A 20,112-nucleotide genomic window follows, 5' to 3' on the forward strand; every position below is an offset into this window, starting at 1 on the left:
CGCCGTGATCAGGCCAGGCCGGCCGCCAGGACAGCGGTGACGTCGTGGTCGCGGAACTCGTAGCCCGACCCGGTCAGCGCGGCGGGCCGGACGTTGAGCGAGCCCAGCAGCTCGGGCGCCATCTTCCCCGCGCCGAGCCGCAGGGCGGCCTTGGGCACGAACACCGCGGCCGGTCGGTGCACGGCGCGGGCGAGGGCCTTGGTGAACTCGGCGTTGGTCGGGGTCCGGGGACAGCACAGGTTGAACGGGCCGTCTGCCGTCGGGTGCTCGGCGAGGTGGGCAACGGCGCCGACCCAGTCGCGCAGCGAGATCATCGCCATGTACTGCCGCCCGTCGCCCAGGCGCGCCCCCAGCCCGAGCCGGAAGATCCGGCGCAGCTCCTTGAGCGGCTCGCTGCGCCTGTCCATCACCGGGGAGGTGCGCAGCACGCAGACCCGGGCACCGGCCTCGGCCGCCGGCCCGGTCGCCGCCTGCCACTCCCGGGTGACCTCGGTCAGCAAGGCGTGGCCGCGGCTGTCGGAGGCCTCGGTGAGGACCTCGTCGCCGTGGTCGCCGTACCAGGAGATGCCGTTGCCGGCGAGGAACGCCGGCCGGGAGCCGGACTCGGCGATCGCCCGGGCCAGCACCCTCGTGGTCGTCACCCGGCTCTCCCGGAGCTCGCGCGCCCACTTCTCCGAGTGGGGGTTGCCGGCGGTGGGGGTGCCCGCCAGGTTGACCACGACGTCGGCGCCCTCGACCACGTCGCGGTCGTAAGTGCCGGCGTACGGGTCCCAGGTCGACTCGCGCGGCGTGGTCGCTGGTCGGCGCACCAGCCGGGTCACCTCGTGGCCCCGCGCCGCCTGCAGCTCGTCGGTGAGGTTGCTCCCGAGGAAGCCGGACGCGCCGGCGATCACGATCCGCATGGCGACAGCCTGACAGGGCCTGCCAACAAGCCCGCGACAGGCGACCGACACGCCACACAACATGTGGTGCCGAAGATTCGGATCGACCACTGGATATGGTGCTCGGGCTGGTCCGGAGCGTCGCCTGCAGGGGGCGGTCCGGGGCAAGAGGGAACCCGGTGCGAGTCCGGGACTGCCCCGCAGCGGTGAGTGGGAACGAACGCCGTCAACAGCACTGGCGCCCTTCGGGGAGCTGGGAAGCGACGGTCAGTAGGGGGCGAGCTGTGCCCACGAGTCCGAAGACCTGCCAGCGCCCGCGCACGACCGTGCGCGGTACGTCGCGGACCTCGCGGGTGGGTCGCACGACAGCACGGCGCGCCCTCACGCGGGGTTCGGTGCCCGCGTCGTCGTCTCCTCCTCCCACGGGTCCCGGCATCCGGCGAGCTCGCGAGGAGAGAGCAGCACATGACCCAGATCCACACCCCACCCGGCGGTGCCGACACGAGCACCACCCGCGCCCCGATGGTGGTGCGCAAGCGCAACGGCGACACGGAGCCGGTCGACCTGAACAAGATCGTCCGGGCGGTCGAGCGCTGCGCCGACGGCCTGTCGCACGTCGAGCCGCTGACCGTCGCGACCCGCACGATCTCCGGGCTGTACGACGGCGCCACGACCGCGGAGCTCGACCGGCTGTCGATCCAGACGGCTGCGGAGCTGACCGCCAACGAGCCGGAGTACTCCCGACTGGCCGCCCGGCTGCTGGCGGCGTACGTCGAGAAGGAGGTCGCCGGCCAGCAGATCGCGTCGTTCAGCCAGTCGGTGCGGCTCGGCCGCCTCGAGGGGCTGATCGGTGACGCCACCGCGGGCTTCGTCGAGGCCAACGCGCGCAAGCTCGACCAGGCGATCGACAGCTCCCACGACCGGCGCTTCGAGTATTTCGGGCTGCGCACCGTCTACGACCGCTACCTGCTGCGCCACCCCGAGACCCGGCTGGTCGTCGAGACGCCGCAGTACTGGCTGATGCGGGTGGCCTGCGGGCTCGCCACCACGCCCGCCGAGGCGATCGAGCTCTACCGCCTGATGTCCTCCTTGGCCTACCTGCCGAGCTCGCCGACCCTGTTCAACTCCGGCACCCGCCACACCCAGATGTCGTCCTGCTACCTCGTCGACAGCCCGCGCGACGAGCTGGAGTCGATCTACGCGCGCTACGCGCAGGTGGCGGCACTGTCGAAGTTCGCCGGCGGCATCGGGATCTCGTTCTCGCGGGTCCGCTCGCGCGGCGCGCTGATCCGCGGCACCAACGGGCACTCCAACGGGATCGTGCCGTTCCTGCGCACGCTCGACGCCTCGGTGTCGGCGGTCAACCAGGCGGTCGGCGCAAGGGCGCGGCCTGCGTCTACCTCGAGCCGTGGCACCCCGACGTCGAGGAGTTCCTCGAGCTGCGCGACAACACCGGCGAGGACGCCGGCGCACCCACAACCTCAACCTGGCCAACTGGGTGCCCGACCTCTTCATGCGCCGGGTCGAGGCCGACGAGGAGTGGAGCCTGATCGACCCCGACGCCGTCCCCGAGCTGCCCGACCTGTGGGGCGAGGAGTTCGAGCGCGCCTACACGGCGGCGGAGGCCGCGGGTCGCGTCGTACGACGGGTGCGGGCGCGCGACCTGTACGCGCGGATGATGCGGACCCTGGCCCAGACCGGCAACGGCTGGATGACCTTCAAGGACGCCGCCAACCGCACCTGCAACCAGACCGCGGTGCCCGGCAACGTCGTACACCTCTCCAACCTGTGCACCGAGATCATCGAGGTCTCCAGCGACGCCGAGACGGCCGTGTGCAACCTCGGATCGGTCAGCCTGGCCATGCACGTGACTCCGGACGGCGTGGACTGGGACAAGCTCCGCGCGACCGTGAGGACGGCGGTGACCTACCTGGACCGGGTGATCGACATCAACTACTACCCGAGCCCGGAGTCGGCGGCGTCGAACCCGCGCTGGCGTCCGGTCGGGCTGGGCTGCATGGGCCTGCAGGACGTGTTCTTCGCGCTGGGGCTGCCGTTCGACTCCGAGGAGGCGCGCGAGCTGTCGACCCGGATCGCCGAGGAGATCTACCTCTCCGCACTCGAGCGCTCGCGGAGCTGGCCGCGCAGAGGGCGCGCACCCGGCGTACGCCGACACCCGGGCGGCCCGCGGGACCTCCAGCCCGACCTGTGGGGGGTGACACCACCCTGACCGACCGGTGGGACCGCCTGCGCGAGCAGGTCGCCGAGCACGGGCTGCGCAACTCGCTGCTGGTGGCCATCGCGCCGACGGCCACCATCGCCTCGATCGTGGGCTGCTACGAGTGCATCGAGCCGCAGGTCTCCAACCTCTTCAAGAGGGAGACGCTGTCGGGGGAGTTCCTCCAGGTCAACGCGGCGCTGGTCCGTGAGCTGCGTTCGCGCGGCCTGTGGACCACCGAGGTGCGCGAGCAGGTCAAGCGCCAGGAGGGGTCGGTGCAGGGGATCGCCGCGATCCCCGAGGACGTCCGGCACCTCTTCCGGACCGCGTGGGAGCTGCCGCAGCGGGCGCTGGTCGACATGGCGGCCGCGCGTCAGCCGTACATCGACCAGAGCCAGTCGCTGAACCTGTTCCTGCAGAGCCCGACCATCGGGAAGCTCAGCTCGATGTACCTCCACGCCTGGAAGGCCGGGCTGAAGACGACGTACTACCTGCGCTCGCGGCCCGCGACGCGCATCCAGCAGACCACCGTGGCGGCTGCCCGCGCCGCCGTGCCGGACGCCCTGTCGGACGCCCAGTCCGATTCGGGGGCGGTCGCCTGCTCCCTGGAGAACCCGAGACCTGTGAGGCCTGCGAATGACGACGACCACCGACACGAATGTGAAGAAGCTGCTGCTCGACCCGGGATGAACCTCACCCTGCGGCCGATGCGCTACCCGCACTTCTACGAGCGCTACCGCGACGCGATCAGAACACCTGGACCGTCGAGGAGGTCGACCTGCACACCGACCTCAAGGACCTCGCGAAGCTGTCCGCGGCCGAGCGGCACCTTGTCTCGCGGCTGGTGGCCTTCTTCGCCACCGGCGACACGATCGTGGCCAACAACCTGGTGCTGAACCTCTACCAGCACGTGAACTCGCCCGAGGGCCGGCTCTACCTCTCCCGGCAGCTGTTCGAGGAAGCGGTTGCACGTCCAGTTCTACCTGACCCTGCTCGACACCTACGTGCCCGACGAGAAGGAGCGGCACGAGGCGTTCGCGGCCGTCGACAACATCCCTTCGATCAAGCACAAGGCGGACTTCTGCTTCCGCTGGATCGACGAGCTGTTCGACGTACGCCGTCTGGAGACCCGCGAGGACCGGCGCAGCTTCCTGCTCAACCTGATCTGCTTCGCCGCCTGCATCGAGGGGCTCTTCTTCTACGGTGCGTTCGCCTACGTCTACTTCCTGCGCTCGCGGGGCCTGCTCAACGGGCTCGCGTCGGGACGAACTGGGTCTTCCGCGACGAGTCGATGCACATGGCCTTCGCCTTCGACGTGGTCGACACGGTCCGCGCGGAGGAACCCGACCCTTCGACGACGAGCTCGCGGCGCGGGTGCGGGAGATGGTCATGGAGGCCGTCGACGCCGAGGCGCAGTTCGCCGAGGACCTGCTCGGCCAGGGCGTGGCCGGCCTGTCCACGACCGACATGCGCTCCTACCTCGAGTACGTCGCCGACCAGCGGATGGAGCGCCTCGACCTGCCCAGGATCTACGGCTCGAAGAACCCGCTGCTGTTCATGGAGCTCCAGGACGTCCAGGAGCTCTCGAACTTCTTCGAGCGCCGGGTCTCGGCCTACCAGGTCGGCGTGAGCGGCTCGGTGTCGTTCGACGACGACTTCTGAGCCGAGTCGGCGCTCGTTGACGCCAGAAGCACCCGAGTCGGCGCGCGTTGACGCCAGAAGTACGCCGAGTCGGCGCTCGTTGACGCCCAGACGTGTCAACCTGCGCCCACTCGGCGGGGGTCGCGTGGCGCAAACGCAGGGACGCCCCCGACGAGCAAGCTCGTCGGGGCGTCCTTTGGGTGCTCAGACCTCGAACTGGCCGGACTCGAGGCGCTGCTTGACGTCCTTGAGGAACCGGCCCGCGTCCGCGCCGTCGACCAGCTGGTGGTCGTAGGACAGCGACAGGTAGACCATGTAGCGGACCGCGATCGTCTCGCCGAGGTTCGGGTCGTCGATGACCACCGGACGCTTGACGACCGCGCCGGGGCCGAGAATGGCGACCTGTGGCTTGTTGATGATCGGGGTGTCGAACAGTGCGCCGAAGCTGCCGAGGTTGGTGATCGTGAAGGTGCCGCCGGAGAGCTCGTCGGGCCCGATCTTGTTGTTGCGGGTCCGCTCGGCGACGTCGGCGATCTTCTTGGCCAGGCCGGCGATCGAGAGGTCGCCCGCCTCCTTGACCACCGGGTGAGCAGGCCCTTCTCGGTGTCCACCGCGAACGCGACGTTCTCGCGGTCGTAGTAGGTCACCTCGCCGGCCTCGGTGTCGATCGCGGCGTTCAGCTTCGGGTGGACCTTGAGCGCGTCGATCGCCGCCTTGGCGAAGAACGGCAGGTAGGTCAGCTTCACGCCCTCACGGGCGAGGAAGTCGGCCTTCGCGCTCTCACGCAGCCGCGCGATGTTGGTGACGTCGACCTCCATGACCTGGGTCAGCTGGGCCGAGGTCTGGAGCGAGTCGACCATCCGGGTCGCGATGATCTTGCGCAGCCGCGACATCTTCTCGGTCTTGCCACGCAGCGGCGACGGGGTCGTCGACGCAGCGGCCGGCGCGGAGGAAGCGGCAGCCGGAGCCTGCGGAGCGGCGGCCGGCGCGGGCGCCGGAGCCTCCTTGGCCTTGGCGGCGTCGAGCACGTCCTGCTTGCGGATCCGGCCACCGACACCGGTGCCGGTCACGGTCGCGAGGTCCACGTCGTGCTGGGTCGCCAGCTTGCGCACCAGCGGGGTGACGTACGACGACGCGTCGCCGCTGTCGGACGGCTGGGTGCTGGGCGTGCTCGGGGCCTGGGCCTGCTGGGCCGCGGGCTTCTCCTGCTCCGGCTCGGGCTCCTTCGCCGGCTCGGGCTCGGCAGGCTTCTCCTCCTTGGCCGGCTCGGGCTCGGGCTCGGGCTCGGGCTCGGCGGGCTTCTCCTCCTCGGCCGGCTCCGGGCCTTTCCTCCTGCTTGGCCGGGGCGGCGTCGCCGGAACCGATCACGGCCAGCTCGGCGCCGACCTCGACCGTCTCGTCCTCCTCGACCTTGATCTCCAGCAGCGTGCCGGCGACGGGGGAGGGGATCTCGGTGTCGACCTTGTCGGTGGAGACCTCGAGCAGCGGCTCGTCGACCGCGACCTCGTCGCCGACCGACTTCAGCCAGCGGGTGACGGTGCCCTCGGTGACCGACTCGCCCAGGGCGGGCAGCGTCACCGAGGTGCCGGAGCCTCCGGGGGCTTGGTCTCGGCGACCGGCTTCTCGGCCTCCTCACCGGCCGGGGCAGGCTCCTCAGCGGCGGCCGGCTCCTCGGCCTGGGCCTCCTCGGCCTGGTCCTCGGTGGCCTGGTCCTCGGCGGCTCTTCCGACTCCTCCGCAGACGACTCGGCACCGCCGCCGTCGCCGGCGGACTCGCCCTCGTCACCGATCAGCGCCAGCACGGCGCCGACCTCGACGGTGTCGTCCTCCTGGGCCTTGATCTCGAGCAGCGTGCCCGCGATCGGCGAGGGGATCTCGGTGTCGACCTTGTCGGTGGAGACCTCGAGCAGCGGCTCGTCGACCGCGATCGTGTCGCCGACCTCCTTCAGCCAGCGGGTGACGGTGCCTTCGGTGACGGACTCGCCGAGTGCCGGCAGATTGACTTCGGTAGCCATGGAGTTCCTTCGCTCGCGTCGCTTCGTGTGGAGTCTGTGGTGGGTTCGGTCAGGAGTGGGCGTGCAGTGGCTTGCCGGCCAGGGCCAGGTGGGCCTCGCCGAGTGCTTCGTTCTGGGGGGGTGGGCGGACCAGCGGCGCCACGTCCTCGGCGTGCCCCTCCCAGTTGTAGATCAGCTGGGCCTCGCCGATGAGCTCGCCGACCCGGTCGCCGACGAGGTGGATGCCGACGACCGGCCCCTCCTTCTGGCGGACCAGCTTGACGAAGCCCTGGGTCTTGAGGATCTGGCTCTTGCCGTTGCCGCTCAGGTCGTAGGTGACCGTCTCGATCCCGTCGGCGCCGTACGTCTCGGCCGCCTTGGACTCGTTCAGGCCCACGGAGGCGATCTCCGGGTGGGAGTAGGTGACGCGCGGGATGCCCGCCTCGTCGATCGGCTGGGGTTCGAGACCGGCGATGTCCTCGGCCACGAAGATGCCCTGCTGGAAGCCGCGGTGGGCCAGCTGGAGCCCGGGCACGATGTCCCCGACCGCGTAGACGCCGTCGAGGTTGGTGCGGCACCGCTCGTCGGCGAGCACGAAGCCACGGTCCATGGCGACGCCCTGCTCGTCGTACCCCAGGCCCTCGGTGACCGGGCCACGCCCGACCGCGACCAGCAGCAGCTCGGCCTCGATGACGCTCTGCTCACCATTGGCGCCCTCGACGAAGACGGCGACGCCGGTGTCGGTGTGCTTGACGCTCTGGAAGGGCGTGCCGGTGCGGAAGTCGATCTTGCGCTTGCGGAAGGCCCTCTCGAGCACCTTGGACGAGGCCTCGTCCTCGGCGGCGACGAGGCGGGGGAGCGCCTCGATGATGGTGACGTCGGCGCCGAAGCTCTTCCAGACGCTGGCGAACTCGCAGCCGATGACGCCGCCGCCCAGCACGATCACCGACGACGGGACGCGCTCGAGCCGCAGCGCGTGCTCGGAGGTCAGGACCCGCTCGCCGTCGACCTCGAGGCCGGGCAGCGAGCGCGAGTAGGAGCCGGACGCGAGGACGACGTTCTTGCCGGTGTACGTCGCGTCGCCCACGGTGACCTGCTTGGGGCCGGTCAGACGACCGCTGCCCTCGATCACGGTGATGCCGCGCGACTTGATCAGCCCGCTGAGCCCCTTGAAGAGCCGCGACACGACGCCGTCCTTGTAGGAGTTGACGCCCGCCATGTCGATGCCCTCGAGGGTGGCGCGGACCCCGAACTGCTCGGACTCGCGGGTGGAGTCGGCGACCTCCGCCGCGTGCAGCAGCGCCTTGGTCGGGATGCACCCGACGTGCAGGCAGGTGCCACCGAGATTGCCCTTCTCGACCAGGCCGACCGTCAGCCCGAGCTGGGCTGCACGCAGGGCACAGGCGTAGCCGCCGGAGCCTGCGCCGAGGATGAGTACGTCGAATTCGGCGTCGGCCACGCTGGTCCTTCCGAGAAGTTTCGGGGTGGATGTCGGGCCCATCTTTGCACTTCTGTCCATCGTGTCCACACCGGCCTTGACGACTGGCGAGTAGCTGACGAGGCACAATCGGAGGCATGGGTTTGTTCGACCGATTCCGACGCGGGCCACGCACACGCATGAGCCGTCCCTCTCGTGACACCGCACGCACGGGCTCGACCCGGGTGCGCGCCGCGGACCGCGCCGACGAGCAGCACCTGCACGAGTGGGTCGGCGCCCGCCACGGCGTCGAGGGCTTCGTCGAGCCCCGCACCGCGGTCAGCGACGTCACGCTGCTGCTGGTCGCCCACGACGGCGAGTGGACCCGGCGCCGCGTGCCGTCCATCGACTGGGCGCACAAGTTCTGCAACAGCCACCAGGTGCCGTCGTACGACGCGGCCGTCGTGGGCATCCCGCAACGGATGCGCGACTACAACCGGCGCCGCAAGCTGCAGGGCGGCGCCTGAGGCTGCCTAGCGCGGGCCCTGGGCCACGCCGTTGCGCAACGCAGGCCGGGCCATCGCGAAGTAGAGGATCGCCCCCAGCACGCCGAGGAGCGCGATCAACAGGACCCAGAGAAGCTTGCTCTGGCCGGCCGCGGCCCACTGCCCGTCAGGCTTCTGGAGCGCGTCGATGAGAGCCCAGACCCAGACGAGGAACAGCACGAGGCCGACGAGCCCGAAGGCCAGCACGGGGCCCATGGGGAGGAAGTTGGTGGCCTCGACAGCTGTCTGGGTGATCGACATCGTCCGTCCTTCGCTAGGAGCCGGCCCGAAAGTAGCACCGGCGGTGGTCACCTCCGTGGGCATTCGCCAGAACTACGTGGGACGGGCAAGCTGCAGGTGCAACCGGCGCAGCAAGCCGCAGGGCGGCATCCGAGGCGCCAGCGGCGTCACGGTCGCTCGGCGACCACGAACAGCCGGTCGTCAGTCCTCCGGCCGACCCCTGCACCGATTTCGACGTGGTCGAAGCCATGTGCGGTGAGGTGGTCCGTGAGCTCGGCTCGTGTCCACGGGCGCATCTCGAACGTGTACGCGTGGGACGTCGAGAGCCCGTCCGGGCCGGTGAGCTCGTAGCCCTCTTCGACGAGGATGCGCCCCTCCGCCCACACTGGTGAAGACGAGTGACTTCCCATCACCCAGGGATGCCGTGATTCGTCGCGTCCGGCCGTCCGCCCGCAGGGCCGAGGCCGCCGCCTCCCTGACGTCCAGGAACAGGAGGCCCCCTCGATCGCACAGGGCCGCGAACGCACCGAAGGCAGCGTCGCGCTCCTCGTCGAGGACCAGGTCGTTCAGCACCCCACGACTCATGACGGCGTCGAAGGTGGTGTCGATCGCCGGCGAACAGAGGTCCGCCTGCCAGGAGTCCGCGTCCGGGCACCGGCGCCGCGCGATCTCCAGCAGCCTGGTCGACGCATCCAGCAGCGCGACGCGGTGACCGTACGTGGCGAGGCCCTGGGCGTGGCGGCCGGTGCCGCAGCCCGCGTCCAGCACCCGAGCCTTCTGGAGACCCGCCCCGCGGAGTCGGTGGTGGACCGCCTCAACCCACGGTTCGACCGGTCCGTGATCAGGGCGTCGTACGCGTCAGCGTGACGGTCGTAGAACGGCCGTTCCGTGCTCACCAGCGACGACCTCGAGGTCACTGGCGCAGTGTCGCACGCGCCTGACGCCAGCACTCTCGAGCTCGGTCCGGTCCAATCGATGTGCCGCCCGGAGCATGCCGGTGGCCCGGCAGTCCGGGGGGCTGCCGGGTTCTGGCGTTTGCGGGGTGAGGCTCAGTTGGTGGGGAGCTCGAGGGTGCCGTGGGGTGTGACCAGGTAGGCGGCCGTGGGGTCCGTGCCATTCGTAGGTGCTGTCGGGTCGGCGTCGGTAGCGCCATCGTCGGCTGGTCTTGGCGCGGTGATGTCGCCGGCACAAGGGGGCAGGTTCTCGGGTGGGTTTGGCCGGGTGGTCCGCCCTCGTCGATGGGGATGTAGGGGTCGATGTGGTCGAGGTCGGCGGTTCGGGCGTCGTGGTGGCACCAGGGGAAGACGCAGTGGCCGTCGCGGAGGATGACCAGCTCGCGCATCCACGCGGGTGGTTCGTGCCCGTCGACCGCGTCGCCGCGGCCGAGGTCGAGGACCGGCTGGACGGTGACCTGGGAGTGGCCGACCCACTCTTGATCCGGGTGATGGTCGCGGCGCCGAGCCGCTCGACCGTGCCCGCGCGCCAGGTCGCTGGGAGGTGCCGTGGGTGGCGAGGTCGGCCAGGTTCAGGTGGAGGTAGAACCGGGTCTTCGGCGTCCGCGGCGCGTCGGGACTCTGCCCGGGCTTGTCGTCGGAGCCGAGCAGGTGGTGAGGTCGAGCTGGGCCTGCTGGGAGGCGATCACGCCCAGCGCCTTGGCCTTGCGGACCTCCAGCTCGTCGGTGTCCCCGAGCGCCTTGAGCTGGGCGGCTGGTCGCAGACGAGGTCGTGGAAGGCGGTGAGGTCGAGGGTGTCGCCGGTGATGTCGAGCCAGGAGGTGCCGGCGTACTCGCGGGGCGGGGTGGCGCAGGTGACGTGCCAGGACTGCTTCCCGGTCTTCTCGCGTTCGAGCAGCTCGGGGTGAACTTGGCGATCGCGTGGGCGACGGCGGTCTCGATCGCCGCGCAGAGCAGAGGGCACTGTCGGCGAGCTGCGCGTACGTACTCCGCGGCGTCGCGGGAGAGGCGGTGGGTGGCCTGGGCGACGTGCGGGCCTTGTACGGCTCCACCCCAGCGCTCCACCAGTCGCCAGATGCGGGGAGCCGGTGCTGCAGGTCGAGGGCGTCGGCGATCAGCTTCATCCCCGTCTCAGTGGCCACCCCCAGCACGGCCGCGAGCGGCTCGGGGCGAACGCCGAGACCGCCGGGTGCCGTCCCACCCAGCGATTCGTCCCCGTCCAGGTCACCGCCCAGGAGCATGGCGCCGCCCCAGGTGGCGGTGCCGGTGTCCGCGGTGGCGGGGTGGAGCACGCACCACTGGGCGGCGGCCCGGAGCTTGTCCCGTTCGGCGATCCGGGCGTCGAGCTTGCGCTGGTCGAGGAATGCGAGCAGGGCGGTCGCGTCGAGGTCGGCGACCTCGACGGACTCTCCTGCATGCACCGGTTTCGAACATGTGTCCATCGATCGCATAGACCACCGACAGTCAGGTGCCGGAACCGGGCCGGTCCGGGGGTTCTGGGGACGAGCGAAGGTAAAGCTTTCGCGTGGGCCGATCTTCGGGTCGTCGCCCTGCCTGGGCTGCGGGGGTTTCGAGGCTCGCTGGCGCTCGCACCTCAACCACCGGCGCCACTCGGCCAACGGCAGCCGTAGGCCGGGATGCGGCCGCAACCCGCGGCGTACTGCTCCGCATAGCTGCCGTCACCGCAACCACCCACGCGCCGCGAGCCGCCGGCGGCGAGGTCTCGACACGCTCGCTGGCGCTCGCTACTCGACCTGCGACATCCTGGCGTCCTGCCTTCGCCGCGGGGGTTTCGAGGCTCGCTGGCGCTCGCACCTCAACCACCGGCGCTGCTCGACCGGCGGAATCCGAGCGAGAGGCTTCAGTCGGCGAGCGTCCTCGCGTAGTCCACGAGGGTCGCGACGGCGACGCCGGTGCCTCCGGCGGTGGTGTGTCCCCAGGCGCTGCCGGAGTTGAACGACGGGCCGGCGATGTCGAGGTGGGCCCAGGGGATGCCGGCGGTGAACTCGCGCAGGAACGCCGCGGCGAACAGGCCTCCGCCCCAGCGGACCCAGTCGTGCTGCGCGAGGTCGGCGATCTTGCTGCTCGTGATCCGGTCCTGCATGGCCTCGGGGATCGGCATGGGCCACATGGCCTCGCGGCGGACTCCGCGGCGGCCAGGACCTGGTCGACGATCTCGTCGGTGCCGAGCACGCCGGCCACCCGGTCGCCGAGGGCGACGACCATGTGTCCGGTCAGCGTGGCGACGTCGAGGATGACGTCGGGCGACTGCTCGGTCGCGCGGACCAGGGCGTCGGCGAGCACGAGACGGCCCTCGGCGTCGGTGTTGAGGACCTCGACGGTCTTGCCGCCGTACATCGTCAGGACGTCACCGGGCCGCGTCGACGAGCCCGACACCATGTTCTCCGCCATCGGCGCGTAGGTGGTGACCCGGATCGGGAGGCCGAGCTCGGCGATCGCGAAGGTGGCCTGCACGACGGCCGCTGCGCCGGCCATGTCGGACTTCATCTCGCCCATGCTCTGGGCCGGCTTGATGGTCAGGCCGCCGGAGTCGAAGGTGATGCCCTTGCCGACCAGGGCGAGGTGGGCCTTGGCGTCCTTGGGCGCGTAGGTCAGCTCCACGAGACGCGGCGGAGCGGACGAGCCGACACCCACACCGAGGATGCCGCCACAGCCGAGCTCGGCGAGCTCCTTCTCGTCGAGGACGCGGATGCCCACCTTCGGGGCGCCGCGGCCCTTGGTCAGCTGCTTGGTGGCCTCCGCAACCGCGTCGGCGAACTTCGGGGGCGTCAGGTCGCCGGGCGGCGTGTTGACCCAGTCGCGGGTGCCGGCGACGGCGCGGACCACGACGCGGGCCTCCTCGAACGCCGTGACGGTCTCCTTCTTGCGCGCCGACGCGGTGAGGAGGACGACGTCGGCGGCGGCGGTGTCCTCCTTCTTCGAGTCGTGCTTGTACGCCGTGAAGGTGTAGGCGCCCAGCTCGTAGCCCTCCGTCACCGCACGCACCAGCTCCGGGGTGTCCGCGGGGAGCGCCACGGCGACGGTGGCCGCGTTGGTGACAGCCCGAGCCGCGACTCCGGCGGCACGACGCACCGCCGTGGCGTCCACCTTCTTCCCGAGGCCGACGAGCACCAGCAGGGGCGAGGTGATGGTGCCGGCCGTCGGCACCTTGACGACCTCGCCGGCCTTGCCGGTGACACCCAGGGTGGCGAGCAGGGGACTCAGCTTGCGGCCGTAGGCCTTGGCGACGTCCTCCCCGCCGGGCGCGATGGAGGCGCCCTTGCTGTCCTGGACCACGCCGACGACGACGGCGTCGGTGCGGGTCTTGGCCGGGCTGGCGCTGCGAAGGGTGTACGACGTCACCGGGGCAGGATAACCAGCCACCCGGGCGGCCCACCCCGCTGCGGTAGGTTCGCGTCCATGTCCGACCAGCCGGCCGCCCCCTCCGACCTGTTGACCTCCCCGCTGCACGAGCGCCACGTCGCCCTCGGGGCGAAGTTCGCGGAGTTCGGTGGCTGGTCCATGCCGCTGGAGTACCCCTCCGGCGTGGTCAAGGAGCACACGGCCGTCCGCGAGTCGGTCGGCATCTTCGACGTGAGCCACCTCGGCAAGGCGCTGGTGAGTGGCCCCGGTGCCGCGGCGTACGTCAACGCGACGCTGACCAACGACCTGGGCCGGATCGCTCCGGGCAAGGCGCAGTACACGCTGTGCTGCGACGACGAGACCGGCGGCATCGTCGACGACCTCATCGTCTACCTCCATGACGACGAGCGGGTGCTGCTGGTGCCCAACGCCGCCAACACCGCGGAGGTCGTACGCCGCCTCGCGGCCGAGGCCCCTGAGGGCGTCACGGTGACCGACCAGCACCGCGACCACGCGGTCCTGGCCGTGCAGGGCACGAAGTCCGACGAGGTGCTGGACGCGATCGGGCTGCCCACCGGCCACGACTACATGTCCTTCGAGGAGACCCAGTTCCACGGGTCCACCGTTGTGGTCTGCCGCACCGGCTACACCGGCGAGCGCGGCTACGAGCTGATCGCCCCCAACGACGTGGCCGTCCCGCTGTGGGACGCGCTGATGGCGGCGGGCGAGCAGTACGGCATCCTCGCGTGTGGCCTCGGGGCCCGCGACACGCTGCGCACCGAGATGGGCTACCCGCTGCACGGGCAGGACATCAGCCTGGACGTGACCCCCAACCAGGCCCGGCTCGGCTGGGCCGTCGGCTGGTCCAAGCCGCAGTTCTGGGGCCGCGACGTCCTGCTGGCCGAGAAGGAGCGCGGCCCCGAGCGGGTGCTGCGCGGACTGGTCGCCGTCGGCCGTGGCATCCCGCGCCCGGGCATGAGCGTCTCGCTGACGCCGGACGTGCTGCTGGGTGAGATCACCTCCGGCACCTTCTCCCCGACCCTGCGCAAGGGCATCGGGCTGGCGCTGGTGCCGTCGTTCGTCAACCCCGAGGCCGAGGTGGGCGTCGACGTCCGCGGCCGCCGGGAGATCTTCCAGCTCGTGAAGCCCCCCTTCGTCGACCCGTCGGTACGAGAGGCGTGACCCACCGGTGAACCTGCCCGACCAGCCCCCGACCTTCCGTCAGCCCAGCGCCGCCGAGCGGCCCTGGTGGTGGCGACTCGAGAACTCCGCCGGCGCCGAGATCACCGTCGGCGAGGAGTACGCCGACCAGAGGTTCGCCAGCCAGGCCGACGCCGAGTCGTGGGTGGGGGAGTACTGGTCGGACCTGGCCGCGGAGGGCGTCGACGCGGTCACGCTGTTCGAGCACGAGCGGCAGGTCTACGGACCCATGTCGCTGCACGCCTGACCTGACTTGCACGTCGTCGCCCGGGCAACCGCCCGGACGTCCTGAGAGGTCTGGTCCACCCGGCCCGCGCGCCGGAGGATGGACCCATGCACCACGACCGCGACTTCGCCGCCTACATGGTGGCGCGCTGGCCGGCGCTGGTGCGCACCTTGGTGCTCCTCGGCTGCGGGCAGCCGCACGCCGAGGAGGTCGTGCAACGGAGCCTGTCGCGCTGCTACCTGGACTGGCGTCGGGTCCGGGAGTCCGACGACATCGACGTGCAGGTCTACCGATCGGTCCTCGACACGCTGGCGCGGGACTCCCGTGACAGGGCGGACATGACGGACACGGCCGACGACGGCCCGGAGCCGGACCGGACCGAACGCCGAGCTGGTCCGAGACGCCCTGCTCGAGGCCCTCGACGGGCTGGACGACCAGCGCCGGCGCGTGGTCGTGCTCCGCTACGCCGCCGGCCTCGACGAACGGCAGGTGGGCGACCTCCTCGAGCTCCAGGTCGAGGTCGTGGAGGTGACGCTGGCCGACGCCCTCGAGCGGCTCGACATGCCCGCCGTGTGGGGGGCCTCGCGATGAGCGCGACCCATGAACCTGCGGGCACGCAGCTTGCCGAGGAGGTCTTCCGGATGGCGGCCACAGCGGTCGACGTGCCCCCTGCGCCCGTCGAGGGGGTCGTCGCCGCGGCAAGGGCGCGCCGGCGACGCCGTCGCAGCGTGGTGGCGCTGGCGGTCGCGGCCTCGCTGGCCCTGGTCGGGGTCGGGACGTGGCTGGGAACCCGGCCCGCGCCGGCGCCCGAGCAGGAGCCGCAGCCCCGGGTGGTCGAGGCCGACAACCCGGCCGACGTGGCGTGGTGGGCCAACAACGTCCTGCACCTCGAGCACGTGGCCGTCGAGCTGCCCGGAGTCGAGGACCTGGTGCCGCTGGGATCCGGCGCCGTGGTCGGAGACGAGCGGGGCGGCGTGGTCCTGATCGAGGGCGACGGCCACCTCGTCACGATCGGGCACAAGGTCGCCGGCGCGCCGCTCGCCGCCTCCGGCAAGCCCGGCTGGGTGGCCTGGGTGGACCCCCGCGACCACGCCCCGCGGCTCGTCGTCTACGACGTGGCCGACCGTCGCGTCCAGGGCGTCCTGGACCTTCCCTACAGCGGGCAGCGCCGGCTCGACCACGGCAGCTACCCCATCGCCATCGACGGCGGTCGCGTCTACTACGCCTCCTTGGGCGGCGACTACGTGTGGACGCCCTCCGGCGCGCAGCCCGAGCGCATCGACGACGAGGGCCTCCTCGACGTCGCAGCCGGGACCCGCGTGGGAGCCGTGCGGGCGAGGCACATCGGCATCACCCAGCCGTTCTTCAGCGTCTCCTACGTCCGGGACGGGACGGACGCCCAGCTCTCGCCCGACGGGCTGCAGGTGCTGACCCGGACCACGAGCGCCCGGGTCTCGGGCCCGTTCGGCCCGGTGGCCATCTACGACGCGCGTTCCGGCGAGCGGCTGTGGACCGGCCTCCGCCGCGGTGACGTCGCCGTGGCGGCCACCTTCGGGCCGGGAGACGCGGTCACCTACGTGGTCGCCCACCGGGCTCACGAGCCCCAGGCGGTGGAGTTCGAGCGAATGGCGCTCACGGGGCCCTACGAGCTGCGGACCTGCCAGATCGAGGCGCAGAGCTGCACCTCGGTGACGACGTTCCCCCACACCGGGTCGCTCCCCGTCCTGCCCAGCTGAGCACCACTAGCCTGTGGCCCATGCGCCGCTTCAGCCAGGTCGACGTGTTCTCCGCCGAGCCGCTCCTCGGCAACCCCGTCGGGTCGTGCACGACGCCGACGGGATCACCGACGAGGAGATGGCGGCGTTCGCCCGCTGGACCAACCTCTCCGAGACGACGTTCCTGCTACCCCCCACCGAGCCCGGTGCGGACTACCGGCTCCGGATCTGGACCCCCGGCGGCGAGCTGCCCTTCGCGGGACACCCGACCCTGGGCTCCTGCCACGCCTGGCTTGAGGCCGGAGGCGTGCCGTCGCGCGACGACGTCGTGGTCCAGGAGTGCGGCGCCGGGCTGGTGACGATCCGCCGCGGCCGAGGTGCCGACGACCGGCCGGCGTTCGCGGCGCCGCCGCTGCTGCGGTCGGGGCCGGTCGACGAGGCCGACCTGGCCCGGATCGCGACCGCCCTCGGTCTCGACCGGTCGGACCTCCTCGAGTCCGCCTGGATCGACAACGGCCCCGGCTGGGTGGGCGTCCTGCTGAAGGACGCCGAGGCGGTGCTGGCGGTCGAGCCCGACTGGGCGGCCTTCGGTGGCCTCAAGGTCGGCGTGGTGGGGGAGTACGCCCACGGTGACCTCGCCGTCGAGGTGCGGGCGTTCTGCCCCGGGTACGGCATGCCCGAGGACCCGGTCACCGGGTCGCTCAACGCGGGCATCGGCCAGTGGCTCGGCGGCGGTCGCCTCCCCGCGGCGTACGTCGCGAGCCAGGGAACCGTCCTGCAGCGCGCGGGCCGGGTGCACGTCAGCGTGGAGGACGGCGAGGTGTGGGTCGGTGGCGACGCGCTGACCACGGTCACCGGCGAGGTCGCGCTCTAGCTTCCCCGGAGCGGTCGCCCCCGGCGGTAGTCTCGGCGTCGTGCAGGCCTACCTCGATCTCCTCCAGCGAGTGCTCGACGACGGCGTGGAGAAGGGCGACCGGACCGGCACCGGGACGCGAAGCGTCTTCGGTCACCAGCTGCGCTTCGACCTCGCCGCGGGCTTCCCGCTGGTCACGACGAAGAAGATCCACACCCGGTCGGTCTTCGCCGAGCTGCTGTGGTTCCTCCGCGGCGACACCAACGTCAAGTGGCTGCAGGACCGCGGCGTCACGATCTGGGACGAGTGGGCCGACGCCGACGGCGACCTCGGGCCGGTCTACGGCTACCAGTGGCGCAGCTGGCCCACCCCCGACGGCCGTCACGTCGACCAGATCGCCCAGGTCGTCGACCAGATCCGTCGCGACCCCGACTCGCGCCGCCACATCGTCTCGGCGTGGAACGTCGCCGACATCCCGCAGATGGCCCTCGCGCCCTGCCACACGATGTTCCAGTTCTACGTCGCCCCCTCGGCGACCGGGCCCGGTCGGCTGAGCTGCCAGCTCTACCAGCGCAGCGCCGACATCTTCCTCGGCGTGCCGTTCAACATCGCCTCCTACGCGCTGCTCACGCACATGGTCGCCCAGGTGACCGGCCTGGAGGTCGGGGACTTCGTGCACACCCTCGGCGACGCGCACCTCTACCTCAACCACCTCGACCAGGCCCGCCTCCAGCTGACTCGCGAGCCGCGCCCGCTGCCGCGGCTCGTGCTCGACCCGTCGGTCACCGCGCTCGACGAGTTCGACCTCGAGCACATCGCGATCGAGGGCTACGACCCGCACCCGGGGATCAAGGCTCCCATCGCGGTATGAGCACCCCCTCCGGCAAGCGGGTCGTCCTCGTCGCGGCCGTGGCCGAGAACGGCGTGATCGGCAATGGCCCCGACATCCCGTGGCGGATCCCGGGGAGCAGGCCGAGTTCAAGCGGCTCACCCTCGGCCACACGCTGGTGATGGGGCGCACGACGTACGAGTCCATCGGCCGGCCGCTGCCGGGGCGCACCACCATCGTCCTCACCCGGGACCCCTCGTGGCAGGCCGACGGCGTCCTCGTGGCGCACGACGTCGAGGAGGCCCTGGCCCGGGCCGAGGACCTGTCCGGCGACGTGATGGTCGCCGGCGGCGCCCAGGTCTACGCCGCCGCGATGCCGTACGCCGACGAGCAGGTCATCACCGAGGTGCACCGCGACCCGAGGGCGGACGTGCCTACCCCGAGTTCGAGCCCAGCGAGTGGACCGAGGCCCGCCGCGAGCCCGGCGACGACTACGACCGGGTCTGGTGGAAGCGGCGCCAGGAGTTCTGAGCCGGCCCGCTGCCCGACCTCTCAGGCCTCGACCACGTGCGGCTTCTCGCCGAGCAGGTCGTGCCGCGCGTCCGGGACGACCGTCGGAGGCGGCGGGGGAGCCTGGTCCGCCGCGGCCAGCGTCTCGCGCCGCAGGAAGGCCCCGAGGTCGCCGATCGTGCTCATCAGCGGCGCGGGGAAGACCACGGTGGTGTTCTTGTCGACGCCGATCTCGATGAGGCTCTGCAGGTTGCGCAGCTGGAGTGCCAGCGGGTGCGCCATCATCGTGTCCGAGGCCTCGCCCAGCGCGGCGGCCGCGGAGGCCTCGCCCTCGGCGGCGATGATCTTGGCCCGCTTCTCCCGCTCCGCCTCGGCCTGCCGAGCCATCGCCCGCTTCATGCTGTCGGGCAGCTGGATGTCCTTGAGCTCGACGAGGGTCACCACGACGCCCCAGTCCGCCGTCGTGACGTCGAGGATCTCGCGGATGTTCACGTTGATCGCGTCGGTCTCCGACAGGATCTCGTCGAGGGCGTGCTGGCCGACGACGTTGCGCAGCGTGGTCTGGGCGATCTGGTTGATGGCGGCCGAGACGTTCTCGATCGCCACGACCGACTTCACGGCGTCGACGACCCGGTAGTAGGCGACCGCAGCGACGTCGATGCTCACGTTGTCCCGGGTGATGATGCCCTGGGACTGGATCGGCATCGTGACGATCCGCAGGGACACCCGCTGCAGGACGTCGACGACCGGGATGATGAAGTGCAGCCCCGGCTCGCGGACCCCCCGCACCCGGCCCAGCCGGAAGAGCACGCCCTTCTCGTACTGCTTGACGACCTTGATCGACATCGCCAGCCCGATGACGACGAGCGCGGCCAGGACGGCGGCGACGATCCAGCCGGTCATGACGGTGTTCCCTTCGTCGCGGGGCCCGGGATGTGGGCCCCGATGTCTCGCGCCCAGGCGTCCACGGCGCCCCAGTCGCGGAAGTCGCCGGCCGGCAGCAGCCGTCGACCGGCGGGCAGCCTGCGGGCCATCCGGTCGCGGAAGTCGAGCCGGGCGGGGTCGAGCGCGCCGAAGAACACCCGCATGTCCCGTGGCAGCAGCGCCTCCTCGAGCTCGTCGAACTGGCGCGGCCGCGTGACGTCGACCAGCGGGTTCCCCTCGTCGTCGGTCGTCGAGGTGCCGAGCGGCCCGCTGCTGAACAGCCACACCGGCCGCTCCGCGAGGACGTCCACGTGCCGCATCACGAAGTCGACCGGCCCTTCGAGCCAGGACCCGCGGTAGGCCGCGCTGCCGATCACGAACGCGTCGTACGCCGTCGCGGTGAGGACCGGGGAGGCCTCCCGGACGTCCACCTCGTGGCCGCACGCGCGCAGGGTCTCGCCGATGCGCTCGGCGATGCCCCGGGTGGCGCCGTAGCGGCTCCCGTAGACCACGAGCACGGACATCGTGACCTCCTTCGCCCCCACCGTGCGCCCGCCGGTCGGGCCAGGGCAGGGCAGAAAGACCCGGGTGGGTGGATCGCTGG

General features: G+C 71.5%; 16 protein-coding genes, 10 pseudogenes and 1 riboswitch. Of the genes and pseudogenes, 14 read left to right on the forward strand and 12 right to left on the reverse strand.

Going from position 1 to position 20,112, the window contains the following annotated elements; genetic code table 11:
* Nucleotides 1-8: 8 nt before the first annotated feature.
* The gene (locus H0S67_RS10440; RefSeq protein ID WP_180936520.1) at nucleotides 9-902 is read right to left on the reverse strand and encodes a TIGR01777 family oxidoreductase; all 894 of its coding nucleotides are present in this window, start codon (nucleotides 900-902) and stop codon (nucleotides 9-11) included.
* A gap of 91 nt (nucleotides 903-993) precedes the next feature.
* A riboswitch (cobalamin riboswitch) is annotated at nucleotides 994-1,207 on the forward strand.
* Between the two features lie 196 nt (nucleotides 1,208-1,403).
* On the opposite strand from H0S67_RS10440, the pseudogene H0S67_RS28080 reads away from it, so the two are divergent.
* From H0S67_RS28080 to H0S67_RS26645, 5 genes and pseudogenes are all read left to right on the forward strand, one after another.
* Nucleotides 1,404-3,111, forward strand: a pseudogene (locus H0S67_RS28080) (ribonucleoside-diphosphate reductase subunit alpha).
* A gap of 11 nt (nucleotides 3,112-3,122) precedes the next feature.
* Nucleotides 3,123-3,581: pseudogene (locus H0S67_RS28085) on the forward strand (ribonucleoside-diphosphate reductase subunit alpha); the annotation flags it as partial.
* A gap of 296 nt (nucleotides 3,582-3,877) precedes the next feature.
* Nucleotides 3,878-4,003: pseudogene (locus H0S67_RS28090) on the forward strand (ribonucleotide-diphosphate reductase subunit beta); the annotation flags it as partial.
* 61 nt (nucleotides 4,004-4,064) lie between these two features.
* Nucleotides 4,065-4,349 (forward strand): annotated as a pseudogene (locus H0S67_RS28095) (ribonucleotide-diphosphate reductase subunit beta); the annotation flags it as partial.
* Nucleotides 4,303-4,761, forward strand: a complete 459-nt coding sequence (locus H0S67_RS26645) for a ribonucleotide-diphosphate reductase subunit beta (RefSeq protein WP_281369005.1) — start codon at nucleotides 4,303-4,305, stop codon at nucleotides 4,759-4,761. The pseudogene H0S67_RS28095 and the gene H0S67_RS26645, both read left to right, overlap by 47 nt.
* Nucleotides 4,762-4,944: 183 nt before the next feature.
* Here H0S67_RS26645 and sucB read toward each other — a convergent pair.
* The 4 genes and pseudogenes from sucB to lpdA all read right to left on the reverse strand — a co-directional run bounded on the left by sucB (nucleotide 4,945) and on the right by lpdA (nucleotide 8,192).
* Nucleotides 4,945-5,852: pseudogene (sucB, locus tag H0S67_RS24985) on the reverse strand (2-oxoglutarate dehydrogenase, E2 component, dihydrolipoamide succinyltransferase).
* A 310-nt stretch (nucleotides 5,853-6,162) separates the two neighbouring features.
* A pseudogene (locus H0S67_RS24990) lies at nucleotides 6,163-6,318 on the reverse strand (biotin/lipoyl-containing protein); the annotation flags it as partial.
* A 268-nt stretch (nucleotides 6,319-6,586) separates the two neighbouring features.
* Nucleotides 6,587-6,754: pseudogene (locus tag H0S67_RS24995) on the reverse strand (biotin/lipoyl-containing protein); the annotation flags it as partial.
* Between the two features lie 49 nt (nucleotides 6,755-6,803).
* Nucleotides 6,804-8,192, reverse strand: a complete 1,389-nt coding sequence (lpdA, locus tag H0S67_RS10460; protein WP_246355279.1) for a dihydrolipoyl dehydrogenase — start codon at nucleotides 8,190-8,192, stop codon at nucleotides 6,804-6,806.
* Between the two features lie 158 nt (nucleotides 8,193-8,350).
* Here lpdA and H0S67_RS10465 point away from each other — a divergent pair, with 158 nt between their 5' ends.
* Nucleotides 8,351-8,677, forward strand: a complete 327-nt coding sequence (locus tag H0S67_RS10465) for a hypothetical protein (protein ID WP_180936522.1) — start codon at nucleotides 8,351-8,353, stop codon at nucleotides 8,675-8,677.
* A gap of 6 nt (nucleotides 8,678-8,683) precedes the next feature.
* Here the strand turns inward: H0S67_RS10465 and H0S67_RS10470 are convergent, their stop codons facing one another.
* The 5 genes and pseudogenes from H0S67_RS10470 to H0S67_RS10485 form a co-directional block, all read right to left on the reverse strand.
* Nucleotides 8,684-8,956, reverse strand: coding sequence for a PLDc N-terminal domain-containing protein (locus H0S67_RS10470; RefSeq protein ID WP_180936523.1), 273 nt, complete (start codon nucleotides 8,954-8,956; stop codon nucleotides 8,684-8,686).
* 146 nt (nucleotides 8,957-9,102) lie between these two features.
* Nucleotides 9,103-9,345, reverse strand: coding sequence for a hypothetical protein (locus H0S67_RS25000; RefSeq protein ID WP_246355280.1), 243 nt, complete (start codon nucleotides 9,343-9,345; stop codon nucleotides 9,103-9,105).
* Nucleotides 9,346-9,457: 112 nt separating this feature from the next.
* Nucleotides 9,458-9,703: pseudogene (locus tag H0S67_RS28100) on the reverse strand (class I SAM-dependent methyltransferase); the annotation flags it as partial.
* Between the two features lie 757 nt (nucleotides 9,704-10,460).
* Nucleotides 10,461-11,309 (reverse strand): hypothetical protein, encoded by an 849-nt coding sequence (locus H0S67_RS10480; protein WP_180936525.1) that lies wholly within the window; start codon nucleotides 11,307-11,309, stop codon nucleotides 10,461-10,463.
* Between the two features lie 440 nt (nucleotides 11,310-11,749).
* Nucleotides 11,750-13,368, reverse strand: a pseudogene (locus H0S67_RS10485) (leucyl aminopeptidase).
* Between H0S67_RS10485 and gcvT the strand changes: the two are divergent.
* The 8 genes and pseudogenes from gcvT to H0S67_RS25010 form a co-directional block, all read left to right on the forward strand.
* Nucleotides 13,309-14,433 carry a glycine cleavage system aminomethyltransferase GcvT gene (gene gcvT / locus H0S67_RS10490; protein ID WP_180936526.1) on the forward strand — a complete coding sequence of 375 codons (1,125 nt, stop codon included), beginning with the start codon at nucleotides 13,309-13,311 and terminating at the stop codon, nucleotides 14,431-14,433. The pseudogene H0S67_RS10485 and the gene gcvT sit on opposite strands and share 60 nt — an antisense overlap.
* A gap of 7 nt (nucleotides 14,434-14,440) precedes the next feature.
* Nucleotides 14,441-14,698: a hypothetical protein gene (locus tag H0S67_RS10495; RefSeq protein ID WP_180936527.1), complete on the forward strand. Its 258-nt coding sequence runs from the start codon at nucleotides 14,441-14,443 to the stop codon at nucleotides 14,696-14,698.
* A 384-nt stretch (nucleotides 14,699-15,082) separates the two neighbouring features.
* Nucleotides 15,083-15,268, forward strand: a complete 186-nt coding sequence (locus H0S67_RS10500; protein ID WP_281369038.1) for a sigma factor-like helix-turn-helix DNA-binding protein — start codon at nucleotides 15,083-15,085, stop codon at nucleotides 15,266-15,268.
* Complete coding sequence (locus tag H0S67_RS10505) at nucleotides 15,265-16,413, forward strand: hypothetical protein (protein ID WP_180936528.1); 1,149 nt, start codon at nucleotides 15,265-15,267, stop codon at nucleotides 16,411-16,413. The genes H0S67_RS10500 and H0S67_RS10505 overlap by 4 nt, the downstream gene beginning before the upstream one ends.
* Before the next feature lie 85 nt (nucleotides 16,414-16,498).
* Nucleotides 16,499-17,266 carry a PhzF family phenazine biosynthesis protein gene (locus tag H0S67_RS10510; protein ID WP_246355282.1) on the forward strand — a complete coding sequence of 256 codons (768 nt, stop codon included), beginning with the start codon at nucleotides 16,499-16,501 and terminating at the stop codon, nucleotides 17,264-17,266.
* A 40-nt stretch (nucleotides 17,267-17,306) separates the two neighbouring features.
* The gene (locus tag H0S67_RS10515; RefSeq protein ID WP_180936529.1) at nucleotides 17,307-18,116 is read left to right on the forward strand and encodes a thymidylate synthase; all 810 of its coding nucleotides are present in this window, start codon (nucleotides 17,307-17,309) and stop codon (nucleotides 18,114-18,116) included.
* On the forward strand, nucleotides 18,113-18,256 hold the full coding sequence (locus H0S67_RS25005) for a hypothetical protein (RefSeq protein WP_246355283.1): 144 nt from the start codon (nucleotides 18,113-18,115) through the stop codon (nucleotides 18,254-18,256). The genes H0S67_RS10515 and H0S67_RS25005 overlap by 4 nt, the downstream gene beginning before the upstream one ends.
* Nucleotides 18,256-18,462: pseudogene (locus H0S67_RS25010) on the forward strand (dihydrofolate reductase); the annotation flags it as partial. The gene H0S67_RS25005 and the pseudogene H0S67_RS25010, both read left to right, overlap by 1 nt.
* A gap of 164 nt (nucleotides 18,463-18,626) precedes the next feature.
* On the opposite strand, the gene H0S67_RS10525 reads toward H0S67_RS25010, so the two are convergent.
* Nucleotides 18,627-19,487 carry a slipin family protein gene (locus H0S67_RS10525; RefSeq protein ID WP_180936530.1) on the reverse strand — a complete coding sequence of 287 codons (861 nt, stop codon included), beginning with the start codon at nucleotides 19,485-19,487 and terminating at the stop codon, nucleotides 18,627-18,629.
* Nucleotides 19,484-20,032, reverse strand: coding sequence for a flavodoxin domain-containing protein (locus H0S67_RS10530; protein ID WP_180936531.1), 549 nt, complete (start codon nucleotides 20,030-20,032; stop codon nucleotides 19,484-19,486). Before H0S67_RS10530 ends, H0S67_RS10525 begins: the two co-directional genes overlap by 4 nt.
* Nucleotides 20,033-20,112: the final 80 nt, after the last annotated feature.

This window comes from Nocardioides ungokensis, assembly GCF_013466985.1.
In the GTDB taxonomy this organism is placed as follows: Bacteria; Actinomycetota; Actinomycetes; order Propionibacteriales; family Nocardioidaceae; genus Nocardioides; species Nocardioides ungokensis.

Bases quoted from the DNA above. Each gene is read 5' to 3' on its own strand.
- H0S67_RS25005 (WP_246355283.1), top strand. From the start codon at position 18,113: ATGAGCACCCCCTCCGGCAAGCGGGTCGTCCTCGTCGCGGCCGTGGCC.
- H0S67_RS10505 (WP_180936528.1), top strand. From the start codon at position 15,265: ATGAGCGCGACCCATGAACCTGCGGGCACGCAGCTTGCCGAGGAGGTC.
- H0S67_RS10525 (WP_180936530.1), bottom strand. From the start codon at position 19,487: ATGACCGGCTGGATCGTCGCCGCCGTCCTGGCCGCGCTCGTCGTCATC.
- H0S67_RS10470 (WP_180936523.1), bottom strand. From the start codon at position 8,956: ATGTCGATCACCCAGACAGCTGTCGAGGCCACCAACTTCCTCCCCATG.
- H0S67_RS25000 (WP_246355280.1), bottom strand. From the start codon at position 9,345: ATGGGAAGTCACTCGTCTTCACCAGTGTGGGCGGAGGGGCGCATCCTC.
- gcvT (WP_180936526.1), top strand. From the start codon at position 13,309: ATGTCCGACCAGCCGGCCGCCCCCTCCGACCTGTTGACCTCCCCGCTG.
- H0S67_RS10465 (WP_180936522.1), top strand. From the start codon at position 8,351: ATGAGCCGTCCCTCTCGTGACACCGCACGCACGGGCTCGACCCGGGTG.
- H0S67_RS10440 (WP_180936520.1), bottom strand. From the start codon at position 902: ATGCGGATCGTGATCGCCGGCGCGTCCGGCTTCCTCGGGAGCAACCTC.
- H0S67_RS10530 (WP_180936531.1), bottom strand. From the start codon at position 20,032: ATGTCCGTGCTCGTGGTCTACGGGAGCCGCTACGGCGCCACCCGGGGC.